Genomic DNA, 23,056 nt, shown 5'->3' on the forward strand with positions numbered 1-23,056 from the left:
GGCACGACAAGCGCGTAATATCGAGGCGAGCCACAAATCTCACTCATGCCTCGATGAATCTGCGTCCGACCCTGTTACCTGCGCTGGGCGTGTTTGTCGCCGCTGCGCGCCACCAGAACTTCGCGCATGCCGCCGAAGAACTGCACCTCACTGCCAGTGCGGTCAGCCACCACGTACGCAAGCTCGAAGCACTGTTGGGCGCGACCTTGTTCCAGCGGCTGCCGCGCGGGGTCAAGCTCACCGCCGAGGGGCGTCAACTGGCCGATGCCGCCAGTGCTGCGCTGGCCGAAATCGCTGCGGTGGCCGGCAACCTGCATCCACGCGAAGACGCCATCCCGCTGCGCGTGACCACACTGCGTTCGCTGTCGTATTGCTGGCTGTTGCCGCGGCTGCCGCGCTTTTGTCGCGCGCACCCGCATATCCGCATGGACCTGCAATCGGACGCGGCATTTTCGCGCTTCGAAGAAGGCGGCCCGGATCTGGGCATTCGCTATGGCCAGGGCGCATGGCCCGGGTTGACCTCGCATCATCTGATGGACGACGAGTTGTTCCCGGTGGCCTCGCCGTCCTTGCCGGAGGTCGCCGCACTGCGTACGCCGGCGCAGATCGCGCAATTGCCGCTGCTGAGCGACATGTCGCCGCAAGGCTGGCGCGACTGGTTCCGCGCCGCGCAGGTGCGCGGCACCACGTTGCCGCCGATGCACACCTTCAACGACAGCACCGATGCCATGCGCGCCGCGGTCTATGGCCTGGGCGCAGTGCTGGCGCGCAAGCACATCGCGCAACCGTATCTGCAGCGCTACGAACTGGTACGCCTGCCCGGCCCCACCCTCAAGGCACGCTACGCCTACTACATCGTGCACCCCAGCCATCGCGTTCCCAGTCCTGCAGCGACGGCCTTTATCGACTGGCTAAAACGCGAAGCACTGGACGAACGCACCCCGATGCCGGCGCTGCCGGCCGAGTTGGTGACGTTGCCGGAAAGCGAGACCTTGAGTAAGGCGCGTGTGGGTCGACGATCGCGCAAGGCGTCGGCGTCGGAATGAGGTCGCGCAGGAATCGTCTTTGCATACAACACGGCGCGAGCATTCCTTCTGCCTCCGGGACATTGCCTCCTTCATGGGAGAAGGTGCCCGAAGCAGCAGCGAAGTCTGGATCTGCTGTCCCTTCTCCCTCCGGGAGAAGGTGCCCCGAAGGGGCGGATGAGGGTACGAGCGAAGCCTAGTGCAGTTAGACGACACAGAGGCTTCGCCCCGTACCCTCACCCCAACCCCTCTCCCGCAGGAGAGGGGCTTCATGTCGAGCGGGGAAAGCGCTCGTTGGGCTACACAGTCGATGGAGCATCTAACGCGCACCATCACCTCGTTTTTTCCTGTCGATGCCTAGGCTTTAGCTCCCCAACCCCTAGGACATTCCCATGCCAACTCTTCGCATGCGTATCACCGGCACCGACGACGACGCGCGTGCCATTGCCAATCTGCTGCAAAGCATCGAAGGCATCGAGCACGTGGAAGAAGTGGACGATCTGATGCCGCATCTGGACGACGATGATTCCAGCTCGGCCGGTCTGTCCGACGACGAAGGTCCGGGCAGCCACGAGTTCGAAGTGGAAGCCGGCAACGAAGCCACCGCGCAGAAGGTGCGCGATGCCGTGCAGGAACTGGCGCTGCAGCTGGACGTGTTTGTCGAATACGAAGTCGACGAAGGCTGAGCACGCCGCAGCGACGACTGCGCGGCCATGGCGCACGCGCGGTCCTCGCTCAGCGGTGTTGCATCACAGCGTTCGCTGCAATGCCGCCTGCGTCAGGCAGGCGGCGCGCACACGCACTCTCGCTTTTTAAATAAAGCCGAGCACGTGCAAGCTGGTGCAGCATCGCCGACCAGCTTGACCACCAGACCGAAAATGCTGCGCTGAGCCCGGCAGCTTCCCGACGTCACCGCGTAATGCGCCGCCGCCGCGCACGCCAGCGCCAGGCCTGCAGCAGCAACCAGCCGGCAATCACCGCGACCACGGCGACCGGCAGCAATGCCGCAACCGCGCGTATCACGAAGGCCACGCTGGACGCGAACACCTGGCCGAACTCGGCGCCCGCTTCGGCAATCTCGCCCCTGCCCTGCTCGCCGCCGGTGCTGCGGAAGTTGAGCGTGAGCAGTTGCGTGCGCACACGGCGTTGTTGCTGCGCCGCTTCTTGCTGAGTCTGTTGCGCCTCGGCTTCGATTTCGGCCAGGCGCTTGGACAATGCCAGCAGATCGGTCACCGCCAAATCGCGGCGTTGCTGCAATTCCAGCAAGCGTGCGTGTTCTTTCTGCAAACGCGCCTGCGCCAGGCCGGTGTCGGCGATCTGCTGCGCCAGGTCCTCGGCACGCGTGCTGCGCGCGGCGACATCGCCGTGCTGGCCGGCCAGTTGCACCATCGGCTCGATGCCATCTGGCGCCAGCCGCACGCTGACGCTGCCGCTGGGGTCGCGACCACCCGTTTGTTCGACTGCCAGCAACGCGCAGTCGCCGAACTGCGCCGCCTGGCAGGCATTGCGCACCGCCACGATACGTTGGCCGATCTGGTCGGCGGGCAGCTCGATGCGTACATCGTGCTCATACGCCAATGCATTGCCCTGCGCGGCGGGCGGCGCCGGTGCCGGAGCGCCACCGTCTGCGGCCATCTCTGCCGAGTGCCTGGCGCACCCGCTCAGCGCCCAGCCCAGCAGCAAGCCGACCGCGTAACGCTGCGCGCCGCGCCTCATCGGCTGGCTCCATCGACCGCATGTACCTGCAACGCGGTCAGATCCAGAGTGGGAAGGCAGCGCACATTGACCGCCACACTGGCCTCGCCGGTTCGGGGATTCATGCCCTCGCTGAACGGGGCAATGCCGCAGTGCGGGCAATGATGATGATCGACGTGATGCTGATTGAAGCGGTAGGTTCCCAGCGCCTCCGACTCACTCCGCAGACGCAGTTGCGTGCGCGTCCCGAACCACAGCAGGCCGCCGCGGCGACGGCACAACGAACAATTGCAGTCGTACGCCTCGGTGATCGGCGCATCGGTCTGAAGATCGAACGCGATGCGTCCGCAATGACAGCTACCGGCGTAGTGCATGGTGATCCTCCTTGGAATCAGGCCACTCTAAACCAATGGCGGATGCGGACAAGCGCGCACATGCCTATGCTGGCGGATTGCTTCGATCGGAATCCACCATGCGTCAACGCCTGCTCGTCCTCGCCCTGCTCGCCGGCCTCAGCGCCTGCCAGCAGCAGCCCGAATCACCCCGCGCCGGCACCAGTGATGCCAGCACCCAGGACGCACAGACGCCGGACGCGCGCTTTGCCGCACTGTCCAAGCGTGCACTCGACACCTGGATGCAGCTGTCGCCGGTCACTGCCACCCAGACCGGCGATCACCGCTTCGACACGCAGATCGACGACCTGAGCACCGCCGGCCGTCAGCGCAGCCTGGATGCGGGTAAACAACTGCTGGCCGAGCTGGATGCCATTGAGGTCGCCAAGCTGTCGCGCGAGAACCAGGTCGATGCAGCCATTTTGCGCAATCAGCTGCAATCGGAAATCTGGAACACCGAGGTGCTGCAAAGCTGGGCCTGGGACCCGCAGGTCTACAACGGCCTGGCCGGCAGTGCGCTGTACGGCTTGATGGCGCGGGAGTTCGCGCCGCTGCCCGAGCGGCTGACCTCCGCCACCCAGCGCATGGAGAAGATTCCCGGCATCTTTGCGCAGGCGCGCGAAAACCTGGACCCGGCCCGCGTGCCGAAGATCCACGCCGAGACGGTGGCCAAGCAGAACAAGGGCATCCTCAGCATCGTCGATACCTTTATCGCGCCCAACATCGGCCAGCTCGGCCCGATCGAAGCCGCGCGCGCGCAAGCGGCCATCGACAAGCTGCGCAAGGCCGTGGCCGAGCAGCAGACCTGGCTGGACACCGTGCTGGTGCCAAATGCCAAGGGCGATTTCCGCGTAGGCGCGCAGATTTACGATCAGAAGCTGAAATTCGCGCTGCTGTCGTCGCTGTCGCGTGCCGACATCAAGCAGCGTGCCGAATCCGAACTCAAGCGTGTGCGCAGCGAGATGTACGGCATCGCCCGCACGGTGCTCAAGGACAAGCCTGGCGCACCGAAACTGCCCGCTGCCCCCAGCGACGATCAGCAGCAGGCCGCGATCGAAGCAGCGTTGGAACTGGCCTATGCCGACAAGCCGGCACGCGACAAGGTGGTGGACGCTGCCAAGGCCGCACTGGCGCAGTCCACCGAGTTCGTGCGTCAGAAAGATTTGATGACACTGCCCGATTCGCCGGTGGACATCATCCTGATGCCGGAATTCCAGCGCGGCGTGGCGGTGGCGTATTGCGATTCGCCCGGCCCGCTCGACAAAAATCTCAAGACGTTTTATGCGGTGTCGCCGATTCCCGACGACTGGAACGAGAAGCAGGTCGATTCCTTCCTGCGCGAGTACAACAGCCGCATGATCCACCTGCTCAGCATTCACGAAGGCACCCCTGGCCATTACCTGGAAGGCTGGCACTCGGGCAAATTCCCCTCCACGCTACGCGCAGTACTGCGCTCGGGCATGTTCGCCGAAGGTTGGGCGGTGTATACCGAGCGCATGATGCAGGAACAGGGGTATCTGGATAACGACCCGTTATTCCATCTGGTGCAGCTCAAGTTCTACCTGCGCACCATTGCCAACGCCATCCTCGACCAGGGCGTGCATGTGGACGGCTGGGAGCGCGACAAGGCGATGCACCTGATGACCCACGACACCTTCCAGCAAGAGAGCGAAGCCTCGGGCAAGTGGGTGCGTGCGCAGTTGTCGTCCGCGCAGCTGCCAACCTACTTCGTCGGCGTGCAGGAACATCTGGATACGCGCAAGGCGGTGCAGGCCAAGCTGGGCGACAAATTCAACCTCAAGGCCTACCACGACCAGATGCTGTCGTATGGCGCCCCACCGGTGCGCTTTGCACGCGAGTTGATGTTGGATCAGCCGATCGAGTGAGTAGTCCCTTCTCCCCTCGGGAGAAGGTGCCCCGCAGGGGCGGATGAGGGTGCGGGCGAAGCTTCGTGTGGTCCAACTAGCGAGTAGCTTCGCTCCGTACCCTCACCCCAACCCCTCTCCCGACGGGAGAGGGGCTTAATGAAGAGCTGCCTACATCCCTTCTCCCCTCGGGAGAAGGTGCCCCGCAGGGGCGGATGAGGGTACGGGCGAAGCCTCGTGTGGCCCAACTAGCAAGTGGCTACGCCCCGTACCCTCACCCCAACCCCTCTCCCGTAGGAGAGGGGCTTGCCAGTGCCGTTGTTGCGCGTTTTAAGCAATCTACCAACCAACTACATCACCCATCCGCCGCAACAAACCCACCCGTCTGCCGCGCCCACAGCCGTGCATACAGCCCGCCCTGCGCGATCAATTCCGCATGCGTGCCGGTTTCGACGATGCGTCCCGCATCCATCACCACCAGCCGGTCCATGCGCGCGATGGTCGAAAGCCGGTGCGCAATTGCGATGACCGTCTTGTCGCCCATCAACGCGTCCAGACTGTCCTGGATCGCCGCTTCCACTTCCGAATCCAGCGCAGAGGTGGCTTCATCCAGAATCAGGATCGGCGCGTCCTTCAGCAACACGCGTGCAATCGCGATGCGCTGCCGTTGACCGCCCGACAGCTTGACCCCGCGTTCGCCCACATACGCATCGAAGCCGCGGCGGCCCTCGCCATCCACCAGCGTGTCGATGAAGCTCTCGGCGCGCGCCTTGCGCACAGCCTCCAGCATCTGCGCTTCGGTGGCCTGCGGCCGCCCGTACAACAGGTTGTCGCGAATCGAACGATGCAGTAACGAGGTGTCCTGCGTGACCAGGCCGATCTGCCCGCGCAGGCTTTCCTGCGTCACCTGCGCGATGTCCTGCCCATCGATCAGGATGCGCCCCTGCTCCAGGTCGTACAGCCGCAGCAGCACGTTGACCAAGGTCGACTTTCCCGCACCGGAGGGCCCGACCAGGCCGATCTTCTCGCCCGCACGCACCTGCAGATCCAGCCCGGCAATCACGCCGCCACGTTTGCCGTAATGGAAATGGATGTGCTCGAACTGCACCTGTCCCTGCGTCACCTGCAGCGGCACTGCATCGGGCACGTCCTGCACCAGCACCGGCTGCGAAATGGTCTGCATGCCGTCCTGCACGCTGCCGATATCTTCGAAGATGCCGTTGACCGTCCACATGATCCAGCCGGACATGTTGTGGATGCGGATCACCAGGCCGGTCGCCAGCGTGATCGCGCCCACGCTGATCTGGCCGCGGCTCCACAGCCACAACGCCAGCCCGCAGGTGCCCACGATCAGAAAGCCATTGGCCACCGCAATGGCGGTATCCATGACGGTGGTCACGCGCGTCTGGCCGCGATGCTTGACCGTCAATTCATCGATCGCATCGCGCACATACGCCTGCTCGCGGCCGGCATGTGCAAACAGCTTGAGCGTGGAGATATTGGTGTAGCCATCGACAATGCGCCCGGTCGCCTTGGAGCGTGCATCCGATGCGATCCACGCACGCGCCTTCATGCGCGGGACGAAGAACGCCATCAGCGCCACGTACACCACCAGCCAGAGCGACAACGGCAGCATCAACCATGGATCGGCCTGCGCAAACAGCCACAACGCGCTGCCGGTATAGACCACGATGTACCAGAGCGCATCGACCATCTGCACCGCCGATTCGCGTAGCGAAGTACCGGTCTGCATCACGCGATTGGCGATACGCCCGGCAAAATCGTTGTGGAAAAAGCCCAGGCTCTGCCGCACCACGTAGTTGTGCATCAGCCAGCGCGAGCGGTTGCTCAAGCCCGGCACGATCGCCTGATTGACCAGCAGGTTATGCAGGCCGGTGAACAGCGGCCGCGCGACCAGCGTGATCAGCGCCATCCACACCAGTTCGCCAGCATGGCGACGGAAGAACTCCGGCCCCGGCCGCTCGGCCAGCATGTCGACGATGCGACCGAGGAAGTCGAACATCGCCACTTCCACCAGCGCGAGCAGCAACCCGGCGATCAGCGTCGCCAGCAGGATCGGCCACAACGGCCGCAGATAATGCAGATAGAACCGCCATACGCTACGTGGCGGCATTTCCCGCTCGATCGGCGGGAAGACATCGATCAGGGATTCGAACCAGCGGAACATTGCAGACACTTTGGAAAAACCGGGAGATCAGGCTAGCCGATCACGCGTCAAGCCGCAGTGGCGTTGGCGCTGGATGGCTGTGTCGTCAAGGATGACGGTTCGCTACGGGTTGTCAGCCATGTCTAGTCGCGAACACGTGCCAGCAACCGGTTGACCTCGTCCAGATCGAAATGCGCCGGATCGAAGCGACCACCCAACGTCGCCAGCACTTGCACGTGTTGCGCATGGCTTGGGTCGTCGATGATCTGCAGAAATTCCAGGTAATCCTCGATGCCTTCGCTGTTTTCCGGCGGGCAGGCATTGGCGCCGTCCACGCAACGGGCGCCACGCAGGCCTGTATACGGCGGCAGGATCGCCTCCACCTGCAGGCGATGCTGCCAGCCCGCACCACTGCCGTAGAAATAATCGAACCACTCCAGCTCGCCCACCGCGCTTTCCAGCGTGACGCGGCCTGCATGCTTGAGCCGTGGGCGGTCGGGAACATCGAGCCCGGACTCGCCGTAGCGGCCGCCACCCAGGTCGAACTCGTACGGATGCGCGTTATTCCAGCCCATCGCCGGCTGCAGCACGCGATGCAGCGTTGCCAGGCGTAGCGACCCGGCCACCAGCAATCGGCGCCACACCAGCGGCATGCTACCCACCAGCGCGAGATGCAGCTGATACACCGGTACGGGTGCCTGCACCACCTGCTGTGCGGCTTTCTTTTTTTTGGCCTTGCTCATCGTGTCTTGGCTACCTGTTTGCGGTGCAAGTATGCAGCGATGCGCCACCGGCTGCATCGCTGCATACTTGCAGCCGCCCAATTGCAGGTGGTCAATATCGATGACGCATGCAAGGACGCAAGCAAGCGCACGCAGATGGCAGACGCGCTTTCAGTACCTCGCAGCGTGGCGTGGCGGCATCAAGTAGTTCCACCGCAGCGCGACGCCAGTTTGGCCCTGCATCTACAGAATCTGCGAAGCAACCTCAGCGCTGCTGCAGACTCGGCACCGCATCGGTCACGTGCGCATGGCGGCGCATGATCCAGTTGAACAGCGGCGTGGCCATCAGCGTGGACAGGATCGCCATCAGCACCAGCACCGAGAACAGGCCTTGCTCGATCACGCCGGCCTGCAAGCCGATATTGATGATGATCAGCTCCATCAAACCGCGTGCATTCATCAGCGACCCGATCGCCATCGCATCGCGATTGTTCTCGCCGGTGATCCGTGCAGCGGCCCAGCAGGCCAATCCCTTGCCAATGAACGATGCCGCCAGAATCGCCACGCCGGCCAGCATGATCTGCGGCTGCAGCAGCACGCTGAGCTGGGTCTTGAGACCGGAATAGGTGAAGAACATCGGCAGCAGAAAGACCACCACGAACGGCTGCATCATCTCGCGCAGTTTTTCGGTCAACGCGCCCCTGGGCAGGCAGACGCCGAGCAGGAAGCCGCCAAACACTGCATGGATGCCGATCGCATCCATCGCCCAGGCGCTGAGGCAGAACAGCATCAGGATCACCGCCAACACGCCGTTGCTCAGCGGCTGGTCCGCCACCACGTAATTCTCGAGCCGCCGCAGCAGATGGCGGCCGACAAAAATCATGAACAACGCGTAGGCCACGCCACCGCCGATGGCCAGATACGCGCCTCCCCAACTGCCGCCGAAACTGGCCAGCACGATCGCCAGAATGCACCACGCCGCCGCATCGTCGAACGCGCCGGCCGTCAACGCCAGCGTGCCCAACGGGCTATTGGTCAGACCACGCTCGTGGATGATGCGCGCCAGCATCGGGAAGGCGGTAATGGCAATGGCCGCGCCCAGAAACAGCGAAGCTTCCGTCAACTTGGCTTTTTCCGAAAACAAGCCATCCACGTTGATCAGCCACGGACACATCGCAAAGGCCAGCGCGAACGGCACCGCGATCCCCGCCAACGACACGCTCATCGCGCTGCGATAGCGCGCGCGGAAATGGTCGCTGCGGAAGTCGGTACCGACCAGGAACATGTACAGCCCCACGCCGAACTGGGCCAGCACGTACAGCACGTCCAGCGTCTGCTTGGGAAACAGCGCCGCCTGCACATCCGGCAGCAACATGCCGAACAACGAAGGGCCCAACGCCACGCCGGCAATCATCTCGCCCACCACTTGCGGCTGCCCCACCCGCTTGGCCAACAAACCCACCAGACGGCAGATCAGCAAGATCACTGCAGCCTGCAAGAAGAAATACACCGACATCTGCGGAGTGGTCATGCGCAAGGCAACATCTTTGAGGGTGCGCGGATCATATCGAGCCGTGCCGGCGGGCGATAGCCATCGTGCAGCTGGCACGCAGGCATCGCCCGGGGTCGGCAGGGCTGTGCTGCACCGGCAAGCCAAGCGACGTGGTGATGCGCGCCGAGCTCGGTTGCCCACACGCGCCGTGATCAATGCCTTGCTGACGCTCGTGCTGCAGCGCAGATCGTGATCCCGATGCGGTGCAGTCGGTTGGGGGGTAGCACTGGACGATGCGCCCAGGCTGCCGTGGCCGCCAGCCACTACACGCTCCGTGCATTGGCTGTGGCCCGCCTTCGCAACCAACAGCGCATCACTTCTGCGTCGGCTGCCCTTCTGCCACCGGCGTCAACACCAGATCCTGGAAATCGAAGCTGAAATCGGTCAACGGCGAGATTGCCTCCATGCGCATCTCCCGGACCGCGCCATCCGGAGTCAATGCGAAATTGACGAAGGCATCGGCATTCAAGCTGCGGTCGTCCCAGCGCACGATAAAGCTGTCGTGCTGCCAATGTTCCAGCGTGCCGACCAGCTGCGCGGTCTTGGAAAACTGCAGGCGCAGGCGCTTGCCATCCTGGCGAATCACCACATCGCCGTACCACGGGTCGCGATAGGTCGCCGCATAACTGCGCAACGGCAACGACGGCGTGGAGCGGGCTGCGCGTGCGTCCAGATGCTTCTTCCAGCTGGTGTCCGCATCGCTGTCGGCCTTGTCCACCGCCTTGGCATAGGCAGCCGTCCAGTCGGTGGCCGGCACCTGCAAGAACGCATCCAGCACCTGCAAGGTCACCGCATTGAACGCTGCACCGACTTCCTGATTGGTCAGCACCACCACGCCCAGGTGTTGATCGGGCACCAGAGTCAGCCGCGACACCATGCCCGGCCAGCCGCCGGTGTGCCACACCAGCCGATGCCCGCGATAATCGCTCAGGCTCCAGCCTTCACCGTAGCCGGCAAAGTTGGGGCGTGCTGCGGCCAGCTCCGGTACCGCCGGCTCGGCGATCGCAATCGGTGTGATCATCGACCACATGTCCTGCTGCCGCTTGGCACTGAACAACGCGGTGCCATCGGGCAACGCGCCAGCGGCCAGTTGCAGCTTCATCCACAGCGCCATGTCATGCGCGCTGGAATAGATGCCGCCGGCACCGGAATTGTTGGACCAGGTCAGCGGCGCGACCGTGCGCAACTCGGTGAAGTCGTACTTGGCATGGCCCACTGCCGCGTTGTCGCCAGGCTGCAGATGATCGGCGTTGAAACGCGTACCGCGCATGCCGACCGGGGCAAAAATGCGTTGCTGCAAAAACGCCGCATAGGTCTGACCGGACACCTGCTCGATGACCTTCTGCGCAACTGCATACAGGATATTGTCGTAGGCGTAGCGATCACGAAAACCGCCCTTCAACGGCACGTTGGCCAAGCGCTGCACGACCTCTTCGGTGCTGTAGCTGGTGGTCGGCCAGAACAACAGATCACCTGCGCCCAGGCTCAAGCCGCTGCGGTGCGCGAGCAGATCGCGCAGGCGCATCTCACCGCTGACATACGGCTCGGACATGCGAAACCACGGCAAGTGGTCGATGACCTTGTCGTCGAACGAGAGCTTGCCCTCGTCGGCCAGCATCGACAACGAGGCCGCCGTAAATGCCTTGGTGTTGGATGCGATGGCGAACAAGGTATCGGCCTGCACCGGCGCGGGCTTGCCGATCTCGCGCACGCCGTAGCCACGCTCCAGTACCACCTGTCCATCCTTGACGATGGCCACTGCAATCCCGGGCACATCGAACTGTTTGCGCACGCGCTCCATCTGCGCATCGAACTGCTGCATGCCAGCGGGAAGCTCGGCTGCCTGCGTTGTCGTCATCACGCCTGCCAGCATCAGCACGCCTCCACTCAGCCATCGGTTCAAGGTCACCAGCACGTCCTTATTTTCTCGATCAAATCGGTCCGCCGGCACTGTCCAACGACAGCGGCAGCGCTGCCACCAACACGCCGTTGGCATCGGCGTACAGCCAATGGCCCGGCACGAACGCCACCCCGGCGAAATTCACCGGCACCTCCACCTCGCCCAGATCGCGCCGCTCGGTGCGGCGTGGGCAAGCGCCCAACGCCAGCACGCCCAGCGGCAGCGTGGCGAGAATCTCCACATCGCGCACGCAGCCGTGGATCAACACGCCGGCCCAGCCATTGGCCACTGCCTGCGCGGCGATCTGGTCGCCCAGCAACGCGTGCTTCAACGAGCCCTGCCCGTCCACCACCAGCACCCGCCCATCACCAGGCGTGGCGGCCAGCTCGCGCACGCGCGAGTTATCCTCGAAACAGCGCACCGTCGCAATTGGCCCGTAAAACGCCGCACGCCCGCCGAAGTGGCGGAACAGCGGCTCGGCGACATGCACCTCTGGGAAGCGGTCACACAGATCAGGCGTGGTCCAGGTCATCGGTGCGATCTCAAGCGGCGATATCCGATGGTAGCGGCATGGCAGCATCCGTGTAAGCCGATGGTCGGCTGGTAGGCAGAAGGTGTGTCTGCAGCGCTTACGCCTTGCAAGTGCGCGGCGCCGTTTTTTTGAATGGCCACAACGATGCATGACGTCACCCGACCAACTTGATCACCCGTGCATGCCACATGCGCACCCAACAGTCCCTGGTCGCTGGGCCTTCATCCCTGCAAGCCCGGCGACGCTATCATCCAGCCAGGCATGCCTCGATCTGCCCGCAGCTGGGCACACGTGGCTGTCATTACGCCACTGTGGAGCCCGCCATGACCGACCTATTTGACGCACCCCCGCCCGCGCTCGATGGCATCCATGTCGGTATTGGCGGTTGGGTGTATGCGCCGTGGCGCGGGGGCATGTTCTATCCGCATGGGTTGGTGCAACGGCGCGAGCTGGAATACGCCAGCCGCCACGTCACTGCGATCGAAATCAACGGCACTTACTACGGCGCGCAAAAGCCGGCGACGTACGCGAAGTGGCGCGACGAAGTGCCGCCGGGATTCGTGTTCTCCGCCAAGGCGCCGCGCCGTATCACCCAATCGCGCAAGCTGGCGGGCACCAAGGCGCAGGTGGAAGACTTCATCGGTGGCATTGCCGAGCTTGGCGCCACGCTCGGCCCGTTGGTGTGGCAGTTCGAACAGGGGCATCGCCTGCAGGCCGATGACCTGGATGGTTTTCTGTCGCTGCTGCCCAAACGCGCCGGCAAGCGCGTGCTGCGGCACGTGCTGGAAATCCGCGACCACGACGCGGTGGACGCCTCGCTACTGGCATTGGTGCGCCGGCACGGCGTGGCCACGGTGTTCACCGATTCGGAGGAGCATCCATCCTTTGCCGATCTGTCCACCGATTTTGTCTATGCGCGCTTGATGCGCAGCCAGGCGCGTCTCACTACAGGTTATCCGGCGCCGGCGTTGGCGCGCTGGGCCGAGCGCATCCAGGCCTGGCGGCGTGGCGAGGATCCGGCGGATCTACCGCACATTGATGCCGAGCCTCAAGCCAAAGCCACACCGCGCGAGGTGTTCGTGTTTTTCATCAGTGCTGCGAAAGAGCGTAATCCCGCTGCTGCGATGGCGTTGCTGCAGACGCTGGGTTCGCGCTAGTCCCGCCAGCGCGTGCCGCCGTCAGCAACCCGCGTGCATGGCCGCTCGACGTGGTTGGCGCGCAAGCGGCGCGTGTTTGGCGGCATGACGAATTAGGCGACAATGGCGCATGCCCACGACCGATCTGCGCAAGGCGCAACTGCAAATCCATTTCTGCGTCCTGCTCTGGGGCATCACCGCGATCCTGGGCAAGCTGATCACGCTGCCGGCGTTGCCGTTGGTATGGTGGCGGATGTTGATCGTGGTGGTGGCGCTGGCACTGTTGCCGCGCGTCTGGCGCGGACTGCGCGGCTTGTCCGGGCGGGTGGTGCTGGGCTATTGCGGCATCGGCGCACTGGTGGCGTTGCATTGGTTGACCTTCTACGGCGCGATCAAGTTGGCCAATGCATCCGTGGCGGCGACCTGCATTGCGCTGGCGCCGGTATTTACCGCAGTGATCGAGCCGTGGGTGACGCAGCGGCCGTTCCGCCCGCGCGAATTGCTGTTCGGGCTGGCGGTGTTACCGGGCGTAGCGCTGGTGGTCGGCGGCGTGCCGGATGGCATGCGTGCCGGCGTGGTGGTTGGCGCTATTTCGGCGGTATTTGTCGGGTTATTCGGCTCGCTCAACAAGCGCATGGTGACGCATGCCGACCCGCTCACCGTCATTGCCTTGGAACTCGGCGCCGGCACGTTGACCTTGACCTTGCTGGCACCGGCAATGCCGCTGCTGTTGCCGTCGTTGCATGGCAATCTGCTGATTATTCCCAGCCTGCACGATGGCGTGCTGCTGCTCGTGCTGTCGCTGGCCTGCACCTTGCTGCCGTTTGCACTGGCACTGGTGGCCTTGCGCCATCTGAGCGCCTACTCGGTACAGCTGGTGACCAACCTGGAACCGGTCTACGCCATCGTGCTGGCAATCGCGCTGCTCGGCGAACAGCGCGAGCTGACCCTGCAGTTCTATCTGGGCGTGGCGATCATTCTCGGCGCCGTATTCCTGCATCCCATGCTGGAACGCCGGCGCAAGATCGTGCACCCGGAATTGCTCGGTACCGCCGAAGCGAAAAATATCGTCGATTGACTGCGCAGCGCAATGGAGCATCGCCAAATTCCATCGAACGCCATCGTAGGAGCGGCCCAGGCCGCGACAGGCATTATCGATGAAGCATCGGCACGCGCAGCAGCACCGCCCTACCCCAACGCCACCACCTGATCACGCCCGCCGCGCTTGGCCGCATACAAGGCCTGGTCGGCGCGCTTGATCACCGCTTCCACGTTTTCCTGCGGATGCAGCGTTGCCACGCCGATACTTACCGTCACCGGCAGCGCGATCGTCATCACCGCCACGCTCTGGCGCAGGTATTCGCATTGCACGCGCGCCTGCAGCAGATCCACATTGGGTAGCAGCAACACGAATTCCTCGCCGCCGTAACGCGCGATGGTGCCGGCACCGGCGACATGCGCGCGCAACAACGCCGAGAGCTCACGCAGCACCACATCGCCCTGGTCGTGGCCGTGCACGTCGTTGACGGTCTTGAAGTGGTCCACGTCCAGCAACGCCACCGACAACGGCTGGCCTGCCGCACGCGTCTGCTCGGTCGCCGCGGCCAAGGCAGCCGCAAAGGCACGCCGGTTGGGCAAGCCGGTCAATGGATCGGTGCGGGTCTGCTCGACCAGATCCGCGTTCAACGCATCCATCTGCGCGTAATAACCGGCCATCTGCTGCTCGTACCATTCGCGCTCATGCAACTGCTGACGCAGGCGCTTGCCGGCCAGGCGCAACTCCAGCAGATACGAGGCCTGCCGCGATAACGCTTGCAAGGCTTGCCGCTGCTCATCGCGCAGATGCGTCGGGCTCTGGTCGAAGACGCACAGCGAGCCCAGTGCCATCCCTTCACTGGTCACCAACGGTGCACCGGCGTAGAAGCGCACCGCAGAAGTGCCGGTCACCATCGGGTTGTCGTGGAAGCGTGGGTCGAGCAAGGTGTCGTCGACCATCAACACTTCGTCCGGGCGCAGGATCGCGTGCGCACAGAACGAGATGTCGCGCGGCGCTTCGCCGCGTGGCGCGCCATGCGCAGACTTGAACCACTGGCGGTCTTCGTCCACCAACACCACGGCCGCCATCTGCGTCTCGCACAGCGTGGACGCGATCATGGTGAGATCGTCGAACGCGCGCTCAGGCGGCGAATCCAGCACCTCGTACTGGCGTAGCGCTGCAAGCCGCTCGGCCTCGTTGTCCGGCAATTCCGGTTTGATCACCTGCCCGCTCCCCAGCTGGCTATTTGCGGCGAAAGTATGACCGAGCGCGTCAAGCTCGACTATCGGGATGCGCCGGACTACCCGAGACACCGTGTCGCTTCCGTTCAGCCCATGCCTTGCGGCGTCACCACTCGGTGCGCTGCGGCAGCAAGCCGCGCAGTTCCGCATCGCTGAGGTTGCGCCACTGCCCCGGCTTGAGCGCGGCCAGCTTGATGTTGTCGATGCGCACCCGACGCAGCTGGGTCACGCGGTAGCCGAATTCGGAGGCCATCAGGCGGATCTGCCGATTCAAGCCCTGCTCCAGCACGATGCGGAAGCCGAACTTGGCGATGCGCGCGGTGCGGCACGGCAACGTGGTCTCGTTGTGGATGCGCACGCCGCGTGCCATGCCACGCAGGAATTCGTCGGTGACCGGCTTGTTGACCGCCACCAGATATTCCTTCTGGTGGCGATTTTCCGCACGCAGGATCTCGTTGACGATGTTGCCGTTACTGGTCATCAGGATCAGCCCCTCGGACTCCTTGTCGAGCCGGCCGACCGGGAAGATGCGCTGCTCGTGGCCGACGAATTCGACGATATTGCCCTTGACCGAGCTCTCGGTGGTGCAGGTGATGCCGACCGGCTTGTTGAGCGCAATGTAGACATGCTTGCGGCCACCGGGCTTGCTGGCAGCGCGGGTGCGCAGCGGCTGGCCGTCCACCAGCACGGTATCTTCCTCGCCCACCACCGCACCGGTGCCGGCAGGCACGCCGTTGACGGTGACGCGGCGTTCGCCGATCAGCCGATCGGCCTCACGGCGGGAGCAGAAGCCGGTTTCGGCGATGTATTTGTTGAGTCGAGTTGTCATCTGCCGATTATCGGCGATTTATCGGCAATCGTGAGCCGTCGCAGCTATCCGGGCACCGCCATCAACGGCAGGGAGGCCTGCACCAGCTCGTCCAGCGGGCATGGGCGATGCAGGCTGAAACCCTGCACCTGGCCCACGCCGGCCTCGCGCAGGCCGGCGATATCGGCTTCCGACTCCACTCCTTCGGCCACCACTTCGATCCCCAGCGCCAGGCCGACCTGCGCGATCGAATGCACTGCGGCGCGATCGACCGCGTCGTGCGCGTAATTGCGCACGAAGCCGCAATCGATCTTCAGCACGTCCACGGTGAACTGTTTGAGATAACCGAACGAGGCCAGACCGCTGCCGAAATCGTCCAGCGCCACATGGCAGCCACGCGCCCGCACGCTCTGCACGAAACGCTGCGCCTGCTCCAGATTGCCGATGACCGCGGTCTCGGTGATCTCCATGCACAGCTTGGGCACCAGCGTGGGGTAACGCTCGAACAAGGCGCACACGAAGTCGAGAAAATCCGGCTGGGCGATCGATTGCGCCGACAGATTCACATGGCAAAGATCCAGCCTCGCCACATGCAGCGGGTTGGCCGCCAATTGCGCGCACAAGGTTTCCAGCACATGCACATCGACCATGCGACCCAGGCCATAGCGCTCCACCGCAGGCAGGAATTCGCCCGGGCTCAGCACGCGGCCGTCGCGCGCGCGCATGCGCACCAGCACTTCGTACTGCAGGCGTCCCGGGTCGCTCAGCACCTGGATTTTCTGCGCATACAGCAGCAAACGCTGTTCGGCAATGGACTGCTGCACCGCGCTGATCCAGCCACCGTCGTGGCGACGCCGCGCCAGCGCCAGATCGTTTTCGTCGAAACAGCGAATGCGGTTACGCCCTTCTTCCTTGGCCGCATAACAGGCCAGATCGGCAGCGGTCATCAAGGCGTTGAGATCACTGGCGCCCTGGCGGATTTCCACCACGCCAAAGCTGCAACTGGGCGTCAGCGGCTTGCCGCCCTGATGGCTCCACGGCTGCCCGAGCACGCCGTGCATATGGGTAAGCAAGGCCTGCGCCTGCAGCAGATCGGTATTGGCCAGCAGGATCGCGAACTCGTCGCCGCCCAGCCGCCCCAGCCAATCGCCGGGCCGCAGCTGCATGGTGATCACGTCGGCGAAATGGCACAGGAATTTGTCGCCGACCGCATGCCCGAAGGTGTCGTTGACCAGCTTGAAATGATCCAGGTCCACAAAGCACAGCGCATGGCACAGCTGCGGCGATTGCGGTGGTTCGATCAGGCGCAGCAGCCGGCGCTCGATCTCGTGGCGATTGATCAAGCCGGTCAAGGCATCGTGGCGCGCGTGGAAAGACACTTCGTCGGCCAGCTCGTGCGCATGCGAGACATCTTCGATCACCGCCAGCACCAGCGTCGGTTCTTCCGGGCCCGGCTCCACCAGCGAGGCGCTCCAGCGCCCCCACATCACTCCGCCGTCGGCGCGCAGAAAGCGCAGTTCGCCGGACTGCATTAATCTGGGCCAGTCGATCATGCCGCGGCTGTCCAGCGCGATATCGTCCGGATGCATCACCTCGGCCAACGTGCAGGCCTGCAGTTCCTCGGGCCGGTAGCGCAGGATGTTGGCCATCGAGGTGTTTGCATCGAGCACGCGACCGCGCAGGTCGAACTTGACCATGCCCAGCGCCGCCTGCTGAAACGCAGTGCGGAAGCGGCCCTCGTGCGAGAGCAGATAATCGCGGATGCGGCGCATCGCCAGCACGCAGGTGGTCAGCACCAGCAGCAAGGTGGCCACGCTGCAGAACACCATCACATCGTGCAGCAGTCGCGCGCAGCGGATCAGCAAGGCCTGAAATTTTTCGGCATCGCCGCGCATGCGCGCATCCAGCAGATGCAGGTCCTCGCGCAGGTTCTGCAGCGCGCGCGGGTCCGGCCGGCTGGTGGCTTGCGCCGATGCCGCCCTGTCGGCCAGCACGCTCAGCTGCAGGATATCGGCGTCGGTGTGTTTCCACAGCGCGATCGCCTCGCTCAGGTACGGAAACACCTGGCCGTAGCGGTACAACCGCACCATTTGCGGCATGTCCTGGCGGGCATTGCGCCCTGCAGCGAGACCGGCGTACACCGCGTCCCAGTCGATCACCGGCTGTTCGACCGCCTGACGCGCCGCACGATCGCCCAGTGGCACCTCCAGTGCGCGACAGGCGGCCTGCAGGTCGGCCGGATCGCCGCTCACCAGATAGCGCTCCAACCAGTACACCGACTCCTGCTGGGCGTTGGACCAATGGCTTTGGCCGACGATCCAGGCGGTGGCGCCGGACTGGACCTCGATCATCAGCGCAGAGAGCATCGCCATGCCGACAGCGACACCGATCAGCAATGCCAAGGGAAGTGTCAGCCAGCCGCGCATCACGTGCATGGTCCGACCACCGCTTTTGCCGCGTGCCGCCTGCGCCATCGCCATCCTCGTCCCCCCGCCGCTGCCCAATGCGATTCAGGCGCCCAGTGGGCGCCTGAAGGCTGTAGCGGCCGCAACGACCGAGTCTGTATGGCAATACGCACCCGGCGAGCACAACTGCCTCACGGACTTAGCATGACTAACAAAGGGTGGTTCGCGATGGGCAACGACTGCAGAACCAGACGCGTGATCCGGTATGCGTCAATACACATACCGGTTCCGAACGCCGACTACGTGGACCGGGCGGCCACACGCAGCCGGTTTGTCAGCTGCGCTTACTCGCCGCGCGGCTTGGGCGGACCCTTGCGATGCGGCGCACCGGCACGGTCCATCGGACGGTTCGGCCCATTCGGGCGACCGGCCGGCTTGCCACTACGCGGGAAGCGCGGCTTGGACGGCGACGCCGCGGCCTCGCCCTCTTCCAGCTTGCGCATGTTGAGCTGCTGACCGGACACCCAGACCTTCTTCAGGTGCGTCAGCAATTCGCGCGGCATGTCGGCCGGCAGATCCAGAATCGAATAATCGTCCTGGATGTCGATACGGCCGATGTAGCGGCTTTCCAGACCCGCTTCGTTGGCGATCGCGCCGACGATGTTGGCCGGCTTCACGCCGTGGGTGTGGCCCACTTCGATGCGGTAGCTCTCCATGCCGACTTCCGGTTCGCCACGCGGAGCGACCGGGTCGCGACGCGGACGCTCGGCGCCAGCACCGTCACCGGCAAACGCAGGGCGCTCGGCACGCGGCGGACGCGCGGCGCGCTCGCCATCGGCACGCGGGCCACGCTCGAACTTCGGCTCGAAGCGTGGACGCTCGCCACGATCGCCGCGATCGGCACGCTCGTTGCGCTGCGGTGCGAATTCCTCGCGTGCGCCACGCACCGGTGGGGTCAGCAGGAACGGCGAATCGCCTTGCAGCAACTTGGCCATCGCCGCGGCGATATCGATCGCCGGCACGTTGTTCTCGCTCTCGTAGCGCTGCAGCAGATCGCGATACATCTCGATCTGGCCGCCGGCCAAGGTCTCGGTGATGCGGGTCATGAAACGCGCCACGCGAGTGTCGTTGACCGCATCCACGCTGGGCAGCTGCATTTCTTCGATCGGCTGGCGGGTCGCGCGCTCGATCGAACGCAGCATGCCCTTCTCACGCGGGGTGACGAACAGGATCGCATCGCCGGTGCGGCCGGCACGGCCGGTACGGCCGATGCGGTGCACATAGCTTTCGGTGTCGTACGGGATGTCGTAGTTCAGCACGTGGCTGACGCGCTCCACGTCCAGGCCGCGTGCGGCCACGTCGGTGGCAACCAGGATGTCCAGCTTGCCGTCCTTGAGCTGGGCAATGGTCTTCTCACGTGCCGCCTGCTGCATGTCGCCATTGATGGCGGCAGCGGCCAGACCGCGCGCCTGCAGCTTCTGCGCCAGTTCTTCGGTACCGGCCTTGGTGCGCGCGAAGATGATCATGCCGTCGAACGGCTCGACCTCGAGAATGCGGGTCAGCGCATCCAGCTTGTGCAGGCCGCTCACCCACCAATAGCGCTGGCGGATGTTGGCCGAGGTGGTGGTCTTGGCCGCGATGGTGACTTCGGCCGGGTCCTTCAGATAGGTCTGCGCGATCCGGCGGATCGCCGGCGGCATGGTCGCGGAGAACAGCGCCACCTGGCGCTTTTCCGGCAGCTTCTTCAGCACCGCTTCGACGTCGTCGATGAAGCCCATGCGCAGCATTTCGTCGGCTTCGTCCAGCACCAGCGTCTTGAGCTGGGACAGATCCAGGGTGCCGCGATCCAGGTGATCGATCACGCGGCCGGGAGTGCCCACCACCACATGCACGCCGCGCTTGAGCGCGCTCAGCTGCTGGGCGTAGGGCTGGCCGCCGTACACGGGCAGCACGCGGAAGCCGGGAATGGCTTCGGCATATTTCTGGAAGGCCTCGGCGACCTGGATGGCCAGCTCGCGGGTCGGGGCCAGCACCAGCGCCTGCGGCTTGAGCTGGTTCAGATCGGCGTTGGACAGCACCGGCAGCGCGAACGCGGCGGTCTTGCCGGTACCGGTCTGTGCCTGGCCGAGGACGTCGCGGCCGGCAAGCAGCGCGGGAATGGTGGCAGCCTGGATCGGCGACGGCGACTCGTAGCCAACGTTGGCAACGGCTTTCATCACAGCGTCCGAGAGGCCGAGGTCTGCAAACAGCAGCGGCGCGGAAGATTCTTGGGTCATTGGTAACTCCGGAGGCGCCGCACGGATCCGGCAAGCGCAAAGCAGCATAGTGTGCGCCTTCAGGCCCCCTGCTGTCGAAATTTTCATAACAGTCCGTTCAGGTTGTGAGGATTTGCCCTGCCTGGCGAATCATCTCTTCGAACCTTCTTATCTACTTGCGCGGCCGGAGCCATGTCCCTGGAAACAGACCTGCACACCCGCTTCAACGCCTTGCTGCAGCATCACCGCGGCATCGTCGTGAAGGTCGCGGCCAGCTATTGCTGGAACCCGGACGACCGCGCCGAGCTGGCGCAAGACATCACCGTGCAGTTATGGCGCGCGTTTCCTGGCTACGACCCAAACCGGCGTTTTTCCACCTGGATGTACCGCATCGCATTGAACGTGGCGATCAGCGATCTGCGCGGCCGCAGCCGGGCTGCGCACGACCCGGTGCCGCTGGAGGCGGTGGCCGACAGCATCGCCGATCCACTGGCGCGCGACCCGGCGCACGAGCAGCAGATCGCCGCGCTCTACCGCTTCATCGCGCAACTGCCGCGGCTGGAGCGCGCACTGGTGCTGCTGTACCTGGACGACCACAGCTACCGCGAGATCGGCGAGGTGCTCGGCATCAGCGAGACCAACGTCGCCACGAAACTCAGCCGTCTGAAAGCGCGCATCCGCGCCGAACTCTGACCCACCCGACCCACAAGAGGAGCAGCACATGGAACTCGACGACATGCAACGCGCCTGGCACGCAGTGCACCACCGCCTGGATCAGCAAACCGCACTTACCGGCCAACTGATCGGCGAGGTGCGCGGCCACGCAGCGCGCGCCAGCCTGCGACCGCTATGGGCGAGCCAGATCGCGCAGTTGCTGTGCGCCGTCGCGCTGAACATCGTGATCGCACGCAGTTGGCTTGCCCACGCGGACCAGGCTGCGGCGATCATCGGCGGCGTGCTGCTGCAGGCGTGGAGTGTGGCGCTGGCAATCTCCGCGCTACGCCAACTGCAATTGGTGTCGCAGCTGGATTTCGCCGGACCGCTGCTGCAGACACAGCAGACGCTCGCGCAACTGCGGCGCTGGCGCACGCGGGTGGCGCCGTGGCTGGGCATCGCGTTCTGGGTACTCTGGGTCGCAGTGGCCGATGGCCTCTGGCGCACGCTCACCGGCATGACGCTGCCGCACAGCTGGCTGCTGATCAATGCGCTGGTGGGCGTGCTCGGCGCCATCGGCACCTGGCTCGGCTACCGGCGACTGCAACGCACCCAGCATCCCTGGCTGGAACGTATCGACAACGCGCATGCCGGCCCAGGCGTCATCCGCGCCGAAAGCATGCTGGACGAGATCGCCCACTTTCGACGCGAATAACCCACCGGCGCCACACGCGAACCACAGCGTGTTGGATGCTGCCAAAGCGCTTGCGTGGTGGCGTATCGATCCAGCTGCCGCCCTTCACCTTGGCGCAGTGGTGTTGTCGCCTGCGACAGGCGGATAATCGCCGTCTTCCTGTTAGCGAGCGCACCATGCAATTCCTGGAATTCGACCTGGACGGCGAGTACATCGAACTCAACCAGCTACTCAAGCTGGCCGGCATTGCCGACAGCGGTGGCCAGGGCAAGGCGATCGTCGCCAGTGGTGCGGTCAGCGTCGATGGCGTGCAGGAACTGCGCAAGACCGCCAAGATCCGCCCCGGCCAGCTGGTGCAATTGGACGATGTGGAAATCCGCGTGCTGGCGCTGGGCCCCGATGCGGAGCCGGCAGAATGAAGGTGGTGCAGGTCAGCTGGCGCAATATCGCGCCCTCGGCAGAAGATCCGGACCACGATGTCTATATTTTTTCGATCGATGCCGATTCGGCGACGCCGTTCTGGTTCGAGCAGTCGATTCGTGGTGGCCACGCCGAGCGTGGCGGTTGCAGCATGCTGGCCTTGCACGAGCTGGAAGGCTGGCCTGGCGGCTGGCGCGCAGATGTGACCAAAGCCGGCTGCGTCTGGGTGATTCCGCTGCTGGAAGAAGCCCTGCGCAGCGGCGATGCGCAGACCGCGATCGATGCGATTCTTGCGCGGGTGGGCGCAGCTGCCTGATTGCAGTCTGTTTGGCGGCAGTGAGCATGAGTGCATCACGGGCAACCCCGAATGATCGGCCGATCATGGTGTCCGCTCACGAATTGCGAACCCTTGCAACGCAATCTCGCAGCGCGGTGCCCCCCTTGCGTAATGCGTGACGCCTACATAGCGACAGCCTGATGATCGCCTGACACCACTGTCCGATCACGCATTGAGAGCCATCGCAAAACAACCTCGCCCAGCGATGCACCAACGTGGC

Annotated in this window: 20 protein-coding genes; 9 read left to right on the top strand and 11 right to left on the bottom strand. The window is 64.4% G+C overall.

The features are described 5' to 3' along the window. Window positions 1-53: 53 nt before the first annotated feature. A complete protein-coding gene (locus FFY45_RS17595) occupies window positions 54-1,046 on the top strand; it encodes a LysR substrate-binding domain-containing protein (RefSeq protein WP_176341406.1) in 993 nt (330 codons plus the stop codon). Between the two features lie 371 nt (window positions 1,047-1,417). Then, window positions 1,418-1,711 (top strand): hypothetical protein, encoded by a 294-nt coding sequence (locus tag FFY45_RS17600; RefSeq protein ID WP_023903350.1) that lies wholly within the window; start codon window positions 1,418-1,420, stop codon window positions 1,709-1,711. A 223-nt stretch (window positions 1,712-1,934) separates the two neighbouring features. Here FFY45_RS17600 and FFY45_RS17605 read toward each other — a convergent pair whose 3' ends face one another. Further along, window positions 1,935-2,741, bottom strand: a complete 807-nt coding sequence (locus tag FFY45_RS17605) for a DUF4349 domain-containing protein (RefSeq protein ID WP_176341407.1) — start codon at window positions 2,739-2,741, stop codon at window positions 1,935-1,937. Next, window positions 2,738-3,094 carry a GFA family protein gene (locus tag FFY45_RS17610; protein ID WP_176341408.1) on the bottom strand — a complete coding sequence of 119 codons (357 nt, stop codon included), beginning with the start codon at window positions 3,092-3,094 and terminating at the stop codon, window positions 2,738-2,740. The genes FFY45_RS17605 and FFY45_RS17610 overlap by 4 nt, the downstream gene beginning before the upstream one ends. Window positions 3,095-3,192: 98 nt before the next feature. Between FFY45_RS17610 and FFY45_RS17615 the strand changes: the two genes are divergently transcribed. After that, the gene (locus tag FFY45_RS17615) at window positions 3,193-4,998 is read left to right on the top strand and encodes a DUF885 domain-containing protein (protein WP_176341409.1); all 1,806 of its coding nucleotides are present in this window, start codon (window positions 3,193-3,195) and stop codon (window positions 4,996-4,998) included. A 334-nt stretch (window positions 4,999-5,332) separates the two neighbouring features. On the opposite strand, the gene FFY45_RS17620 is transcribed toward FFY45_RS17615, so the two are convergent. From FFY45_RS17620 to rraA, 5 genes are all read right to left on the bottom strand, one after another. Beyond that, the gene (locus FFY45_RS17620) at window positions 5,333-7,165 is read right to left on the bottom strand and encodes an ABC transporter ATP-binding protein (protein WP_176341410.1); all 1,833 of its coding nucleotides are present in this window, start codon (window positions 7,163-7,165) and stop codon (window positions 5,333-5,335) included. A gap of 122 nt (window positions 7,166-7,287) precedes the next feature. Then, window positions 7,288-7,887 (bottom strand): plasmid pRiA4b ORF-3 family protein, encoded by a 600-nt coding sequence (locus FFY45_RS17625; protein ID WP_176341411.1) that lies wholly within the window; start codon window positions 7,885-7,887, stop codon window positions 7,288-7,290. Between the two features lie 244 nt (window positions 7,888-8,131). After that, window positions 8,132-9,397, bottom strand: coding sequence for a cation:proton antiporter (locus tag FFY45_RS17630; protein ID WP_043889313.1), 1,266 nt, complete (start codon window positions 9,395-9,397; stop codon window positions 8,132-8,134). Between the two features lie 334 nt (window positions 9,398-9,731). Continuing rightward, complete coding sequence (locus FFY45_RS17635; protein ID WP_176341412.1) at window positions 9,732-11,327, bottom strand: serine hydrolase; 1,596 nt, start codon at window positions 11,325-11,327, stop codon at window positions 9,732-9,734. A gap of 22 nt (window positions 11,328-11,349) precedes the next feature. Further along, on the bottom strand, window positions 11,350-11,850 hold the full coding sequence (rraA, locus tag FFY45_RS17640; RefSeq protein ID WP_176341413.1) for a ribonuclease E activity regulator RraA: 501 nt from the start codon (window positions 11,848-11,850) through the stop codon (window positions 11,350-11,352). Between the two features lie 323 nt (window positions 11,851-12,173). On the opposite strand from rraA, the gene FFY45_RS17645 reads away from it, so the two are divergent. Beyond that, window positions 12,174-13,007: a DUF72 domain-containing protein gene (locus FFY45_RS17645; protein ID WP_176341414.1), complete on the top strand. Its 834-nt coding sequence runs from the start codon at window positions 12,174-12,176 to the stop codon at window positions 13,005-13,007. A 109-nt stretch (window positions 13,008-13,116) separates the two neighbouring features. Next, a complete protein-coding gene (locus tag FFY45_RS17650) occupies window positions 13,117-14,064 on the top strand; it encodes a DMT family transporter (RefSeq protein ID WP_176341415.1) in 948 nt (315 codons plus the stop codon). A 110-nt stretch (window positions 14,065-14,174) separates the two neighbouring features. Here the strand turns inward: FFY45_RS17650 and FFY45_RS17655 are convergent, their stop codons facing one another. The 4 genes from FFY45_RS17655 to FFY45_RS17670 form a co-directional block, all read right to left on the bottom strand. Then, complete coding sequence (locus tag FFY45_RS17655) at window positions 14,175-15,308, bottom strand: diguanylate cyclase (RefSeq protein ID WP_176341482.1); 1,134 nt, start codon at window positions 15,306-15,308, stop codon at window positions 14,175-14,177. A 61-nt stretch (window positions 15,309-15,369) separates the two neighbouring features. Further along, window positions 15,370-16,092, bottom strand: a complete 723-nt coding sequence (locus FFY45_RS17660; protein WP_176341416.1) for a pseudouridine synthase — start codon at window positions 16,090-16,092, stop codon at window positions 15,370-15,372. 44 nt (window positions 16,093-16,136) lie between these two features. Beyond that, window positions 16,137-18,545 carry a putative bifunctional diguanylate cyclase/phosphodiesterase gene (locus FFY45_RS17665; protein ID WP_176341417.1) on the bottom strand — a complete coding sequence of 803 codons (2,409 nt, stop codon included), beginning with the start codon at window positions 18,543-18,545 and terminating at the stop codon, window positions 16,137-16,139. 275 nt (window positions 18,546-18,820) lie between these two features. Next, window positions 18,821-20,752, bottom strand: coding sequence for a DEAD/DEAH box helicase (locus tag FFY45_RS17670; RefSeq protein ID WP_176341418.1), 1,932 nt, complete (start codon window positions 20,750-20,752; stop codon window positions 18,821-18,823). 171 nt (window positions 20,753-20,923) lie between these two features. Here FFY45_RS17670 and FFY45_RS17675 point away from each other — a divergent pair, with 171 nt between their 5' ends. The 4 genes from FFY45_RS17675 (at window position 20,924) to FFY45_RS17690 (ending at window position 22,815) form a co-directional block, all read left to right on the top strand. Next, the gene (locus FFY45_RS17675) at window positions 20,924-21,424 is read left to right on the top strand and encodes an RNA polymerase sigma factor (protein WP_115040507.1); all 501 of its coding nucleotides are present in this window, start codon (window positions 20,924-20,926) and stop codon (window positions 21,422-21,424) included. A gap of 28 nt (window positions 21,425-21,452) precedes the next feature. Further along, window positions 21,453-22,100, top strand: coding sequence for a hypothetical protein (locus tag FFY45_RS17680; RefSeq protein ID WP_176341419.1), 648 nt, complete (start codon window positions 21,453-21,455; stop codon window positions 22,098-22,100). Window positions 22,101-22,255: 155 nt separating this feature from the next. Next, entirely contained in the window at window positions 22,256-22,498 is a 243-nt protein-coding gene (locus tag FFY45_RS17685) for an RNA-binding S4 domain-containing protein (protein WP_023904509.1), read from the top strand. Beyond that, window positions 22,495-22,815, top strand: coding sequence for a hypothetical protein (locus FFY45_RS17690; protein ID WP_176341420.1), 321 nt, complete (start codon window positions 22,495-22,497; stop codon window positions 22,813-22,815). The genes FFY45_RS17685 and FFY45_RS17690 overlap by 4 nt, the downstream gene beginning before the upstream one ends. Window positions 22,816-23,056 lie beyond the last annotated feature (241 nt).

It is taken from the genome of Xanthomonas hortorum, from assembly GCF_011305375.1.
Taxonomy (GTDB): Bacteria; Pseudomonadota; Gammaproteobacteria; order Xanthomonadales; family Xanthomonadaceae; genus Xanthomonas; species Xanthomonas hortorum_E.

Excerpts from the sequence above, each read along its gene's own strand:
- FFY45_RS17630 (WP_043889313.1), bottom strand. The coding sequence starts at position 9,397 with ATGACCACTCCGCAGATGTCGGTGTATTTCTTCTTGCAGGCTGCAGTG.
- FFY45_RS17690 (WP_176341420.1), top strand. The coding sequence starts at position 22,495 with ATGAAGGTGGTGCAGGTCAGCTGGCGCAATATCGCGCCCTCGGCAGAA.
- FFY45_RS17605 (WP_176341407.1), bottom strand. The coding sequence starts at position 2,741 with ATGAGGCGCGGCGCGCAGCGTTACGCGGTCGGCTTGCTGCTGGGCTGG.
- rraA (WP_176341413.1), bottom strand. The coding sequence starts at position 11,850 with ATGACCTGGACCACGCCTGATCTGTGTGACCGCTTCCCAGAGGTGCAT.
- FFY45_RS17680 (WP_176341419.1), top strand. The coding sequence starts at position 21,453 with ATGGAACTCGACGACATGCAACGCGCCTGGCACGCAGTGCACCACCGC.
- FFY45_RS17645 (WP_176341414.1), top strand. The coding sequence starts at position 12,174 with ATGACCGACCTATTTGACGCACCCCCGCCCGCGCTCGATGGCATCCAT.
- FFY45_RS17670 (WP_176341418.1), bottom strand. The coding sequence starts at position 20,752 with ATGACCCAAGAATCTTCCGCGCCGCTGCTGTTTGCAGACCTCGGCCTC.
- FFY45_RS17600 (WP_023903350.1), top strand. The coding sequence starts at position 1,418 with ATGCCAACTCTTCGCATGCGTATCACCGGCACCGACGACGACGCGCGT.
- FFY45_RS17665 (WP_176341417.1), bottom strand. The coding sequence starts at position 18,545 with ATGGCGCAGGCGGCACGCGGCAAAAGCGGTGGTCGGACCATGCACGTG.
- FFY45_RS17610 (WP_176341408.1), bottom strand. The coding sequence starts at position 3,094 with ATGCACTACGCCGGTAGCTGTCATTGCGGACGCATCGCGTTCGATCTT.
- FFY45_RS17595 (WP_176341406.1), top strand. The coding sequence starts at position 54 with ATGAATCTGCGTCCGACCCTGTTACCTGCGCTGGGCGTGTTTGTCGCC.
- FFY45_RS17675 (WP_115040507.1), top strand. The coding sequence starts at position 20,924 with ATGTCCCTGGAAACAGACCTGCACACCCGCTTCAACGCCTTGCTGCAG.
- FFY45_RS17650 (WP_176341415.1), top strand. The coding sequence starts at position 13,117 with ATGCCCACGACCGATCTGCGCAAGGCGCAACTGCAAATCCATTTCTGC.
- FFY45_RS17620 (WP_176341410.1), bottom strand. The coding sequence starts at position 7,165 with ATGTTCCGCTGGTTCGAATCCCTGATCGATGTCTTCCCGCCGATCGAG.
- FFY45_RS17625 (WP_176341411.1), bottom strand. The coding sequence starts at position 7,887 with ATGAGCAAGGCCAAAAAAAAGAAAGCCGCACAGCAGGTGGTGCAGGCA.
- FFY45_RS17685 (WP_023904509.1), top strand. The coding sequence starts at position 22,256 with ATGCAATTCCTGGAATTCGACCTGGACGGCGAGTACATCGAACTCAAC.
- FFY45_RS17615 (WP_176341409.1), top strand. The coding sequence starts at position 3,193 with ATGCGTCAACGCCTGCTCGTCCTCGCCCTGCTCGCCGGCCTCAGCGCC.
- FFY45_RS17660 (WP_176341416.1), bottom strand. The coding sequence starts at position 16,092 with ATGACAACTCGACTCAACAAATACATCGCCGAAACCGGCTTCTGCTCC.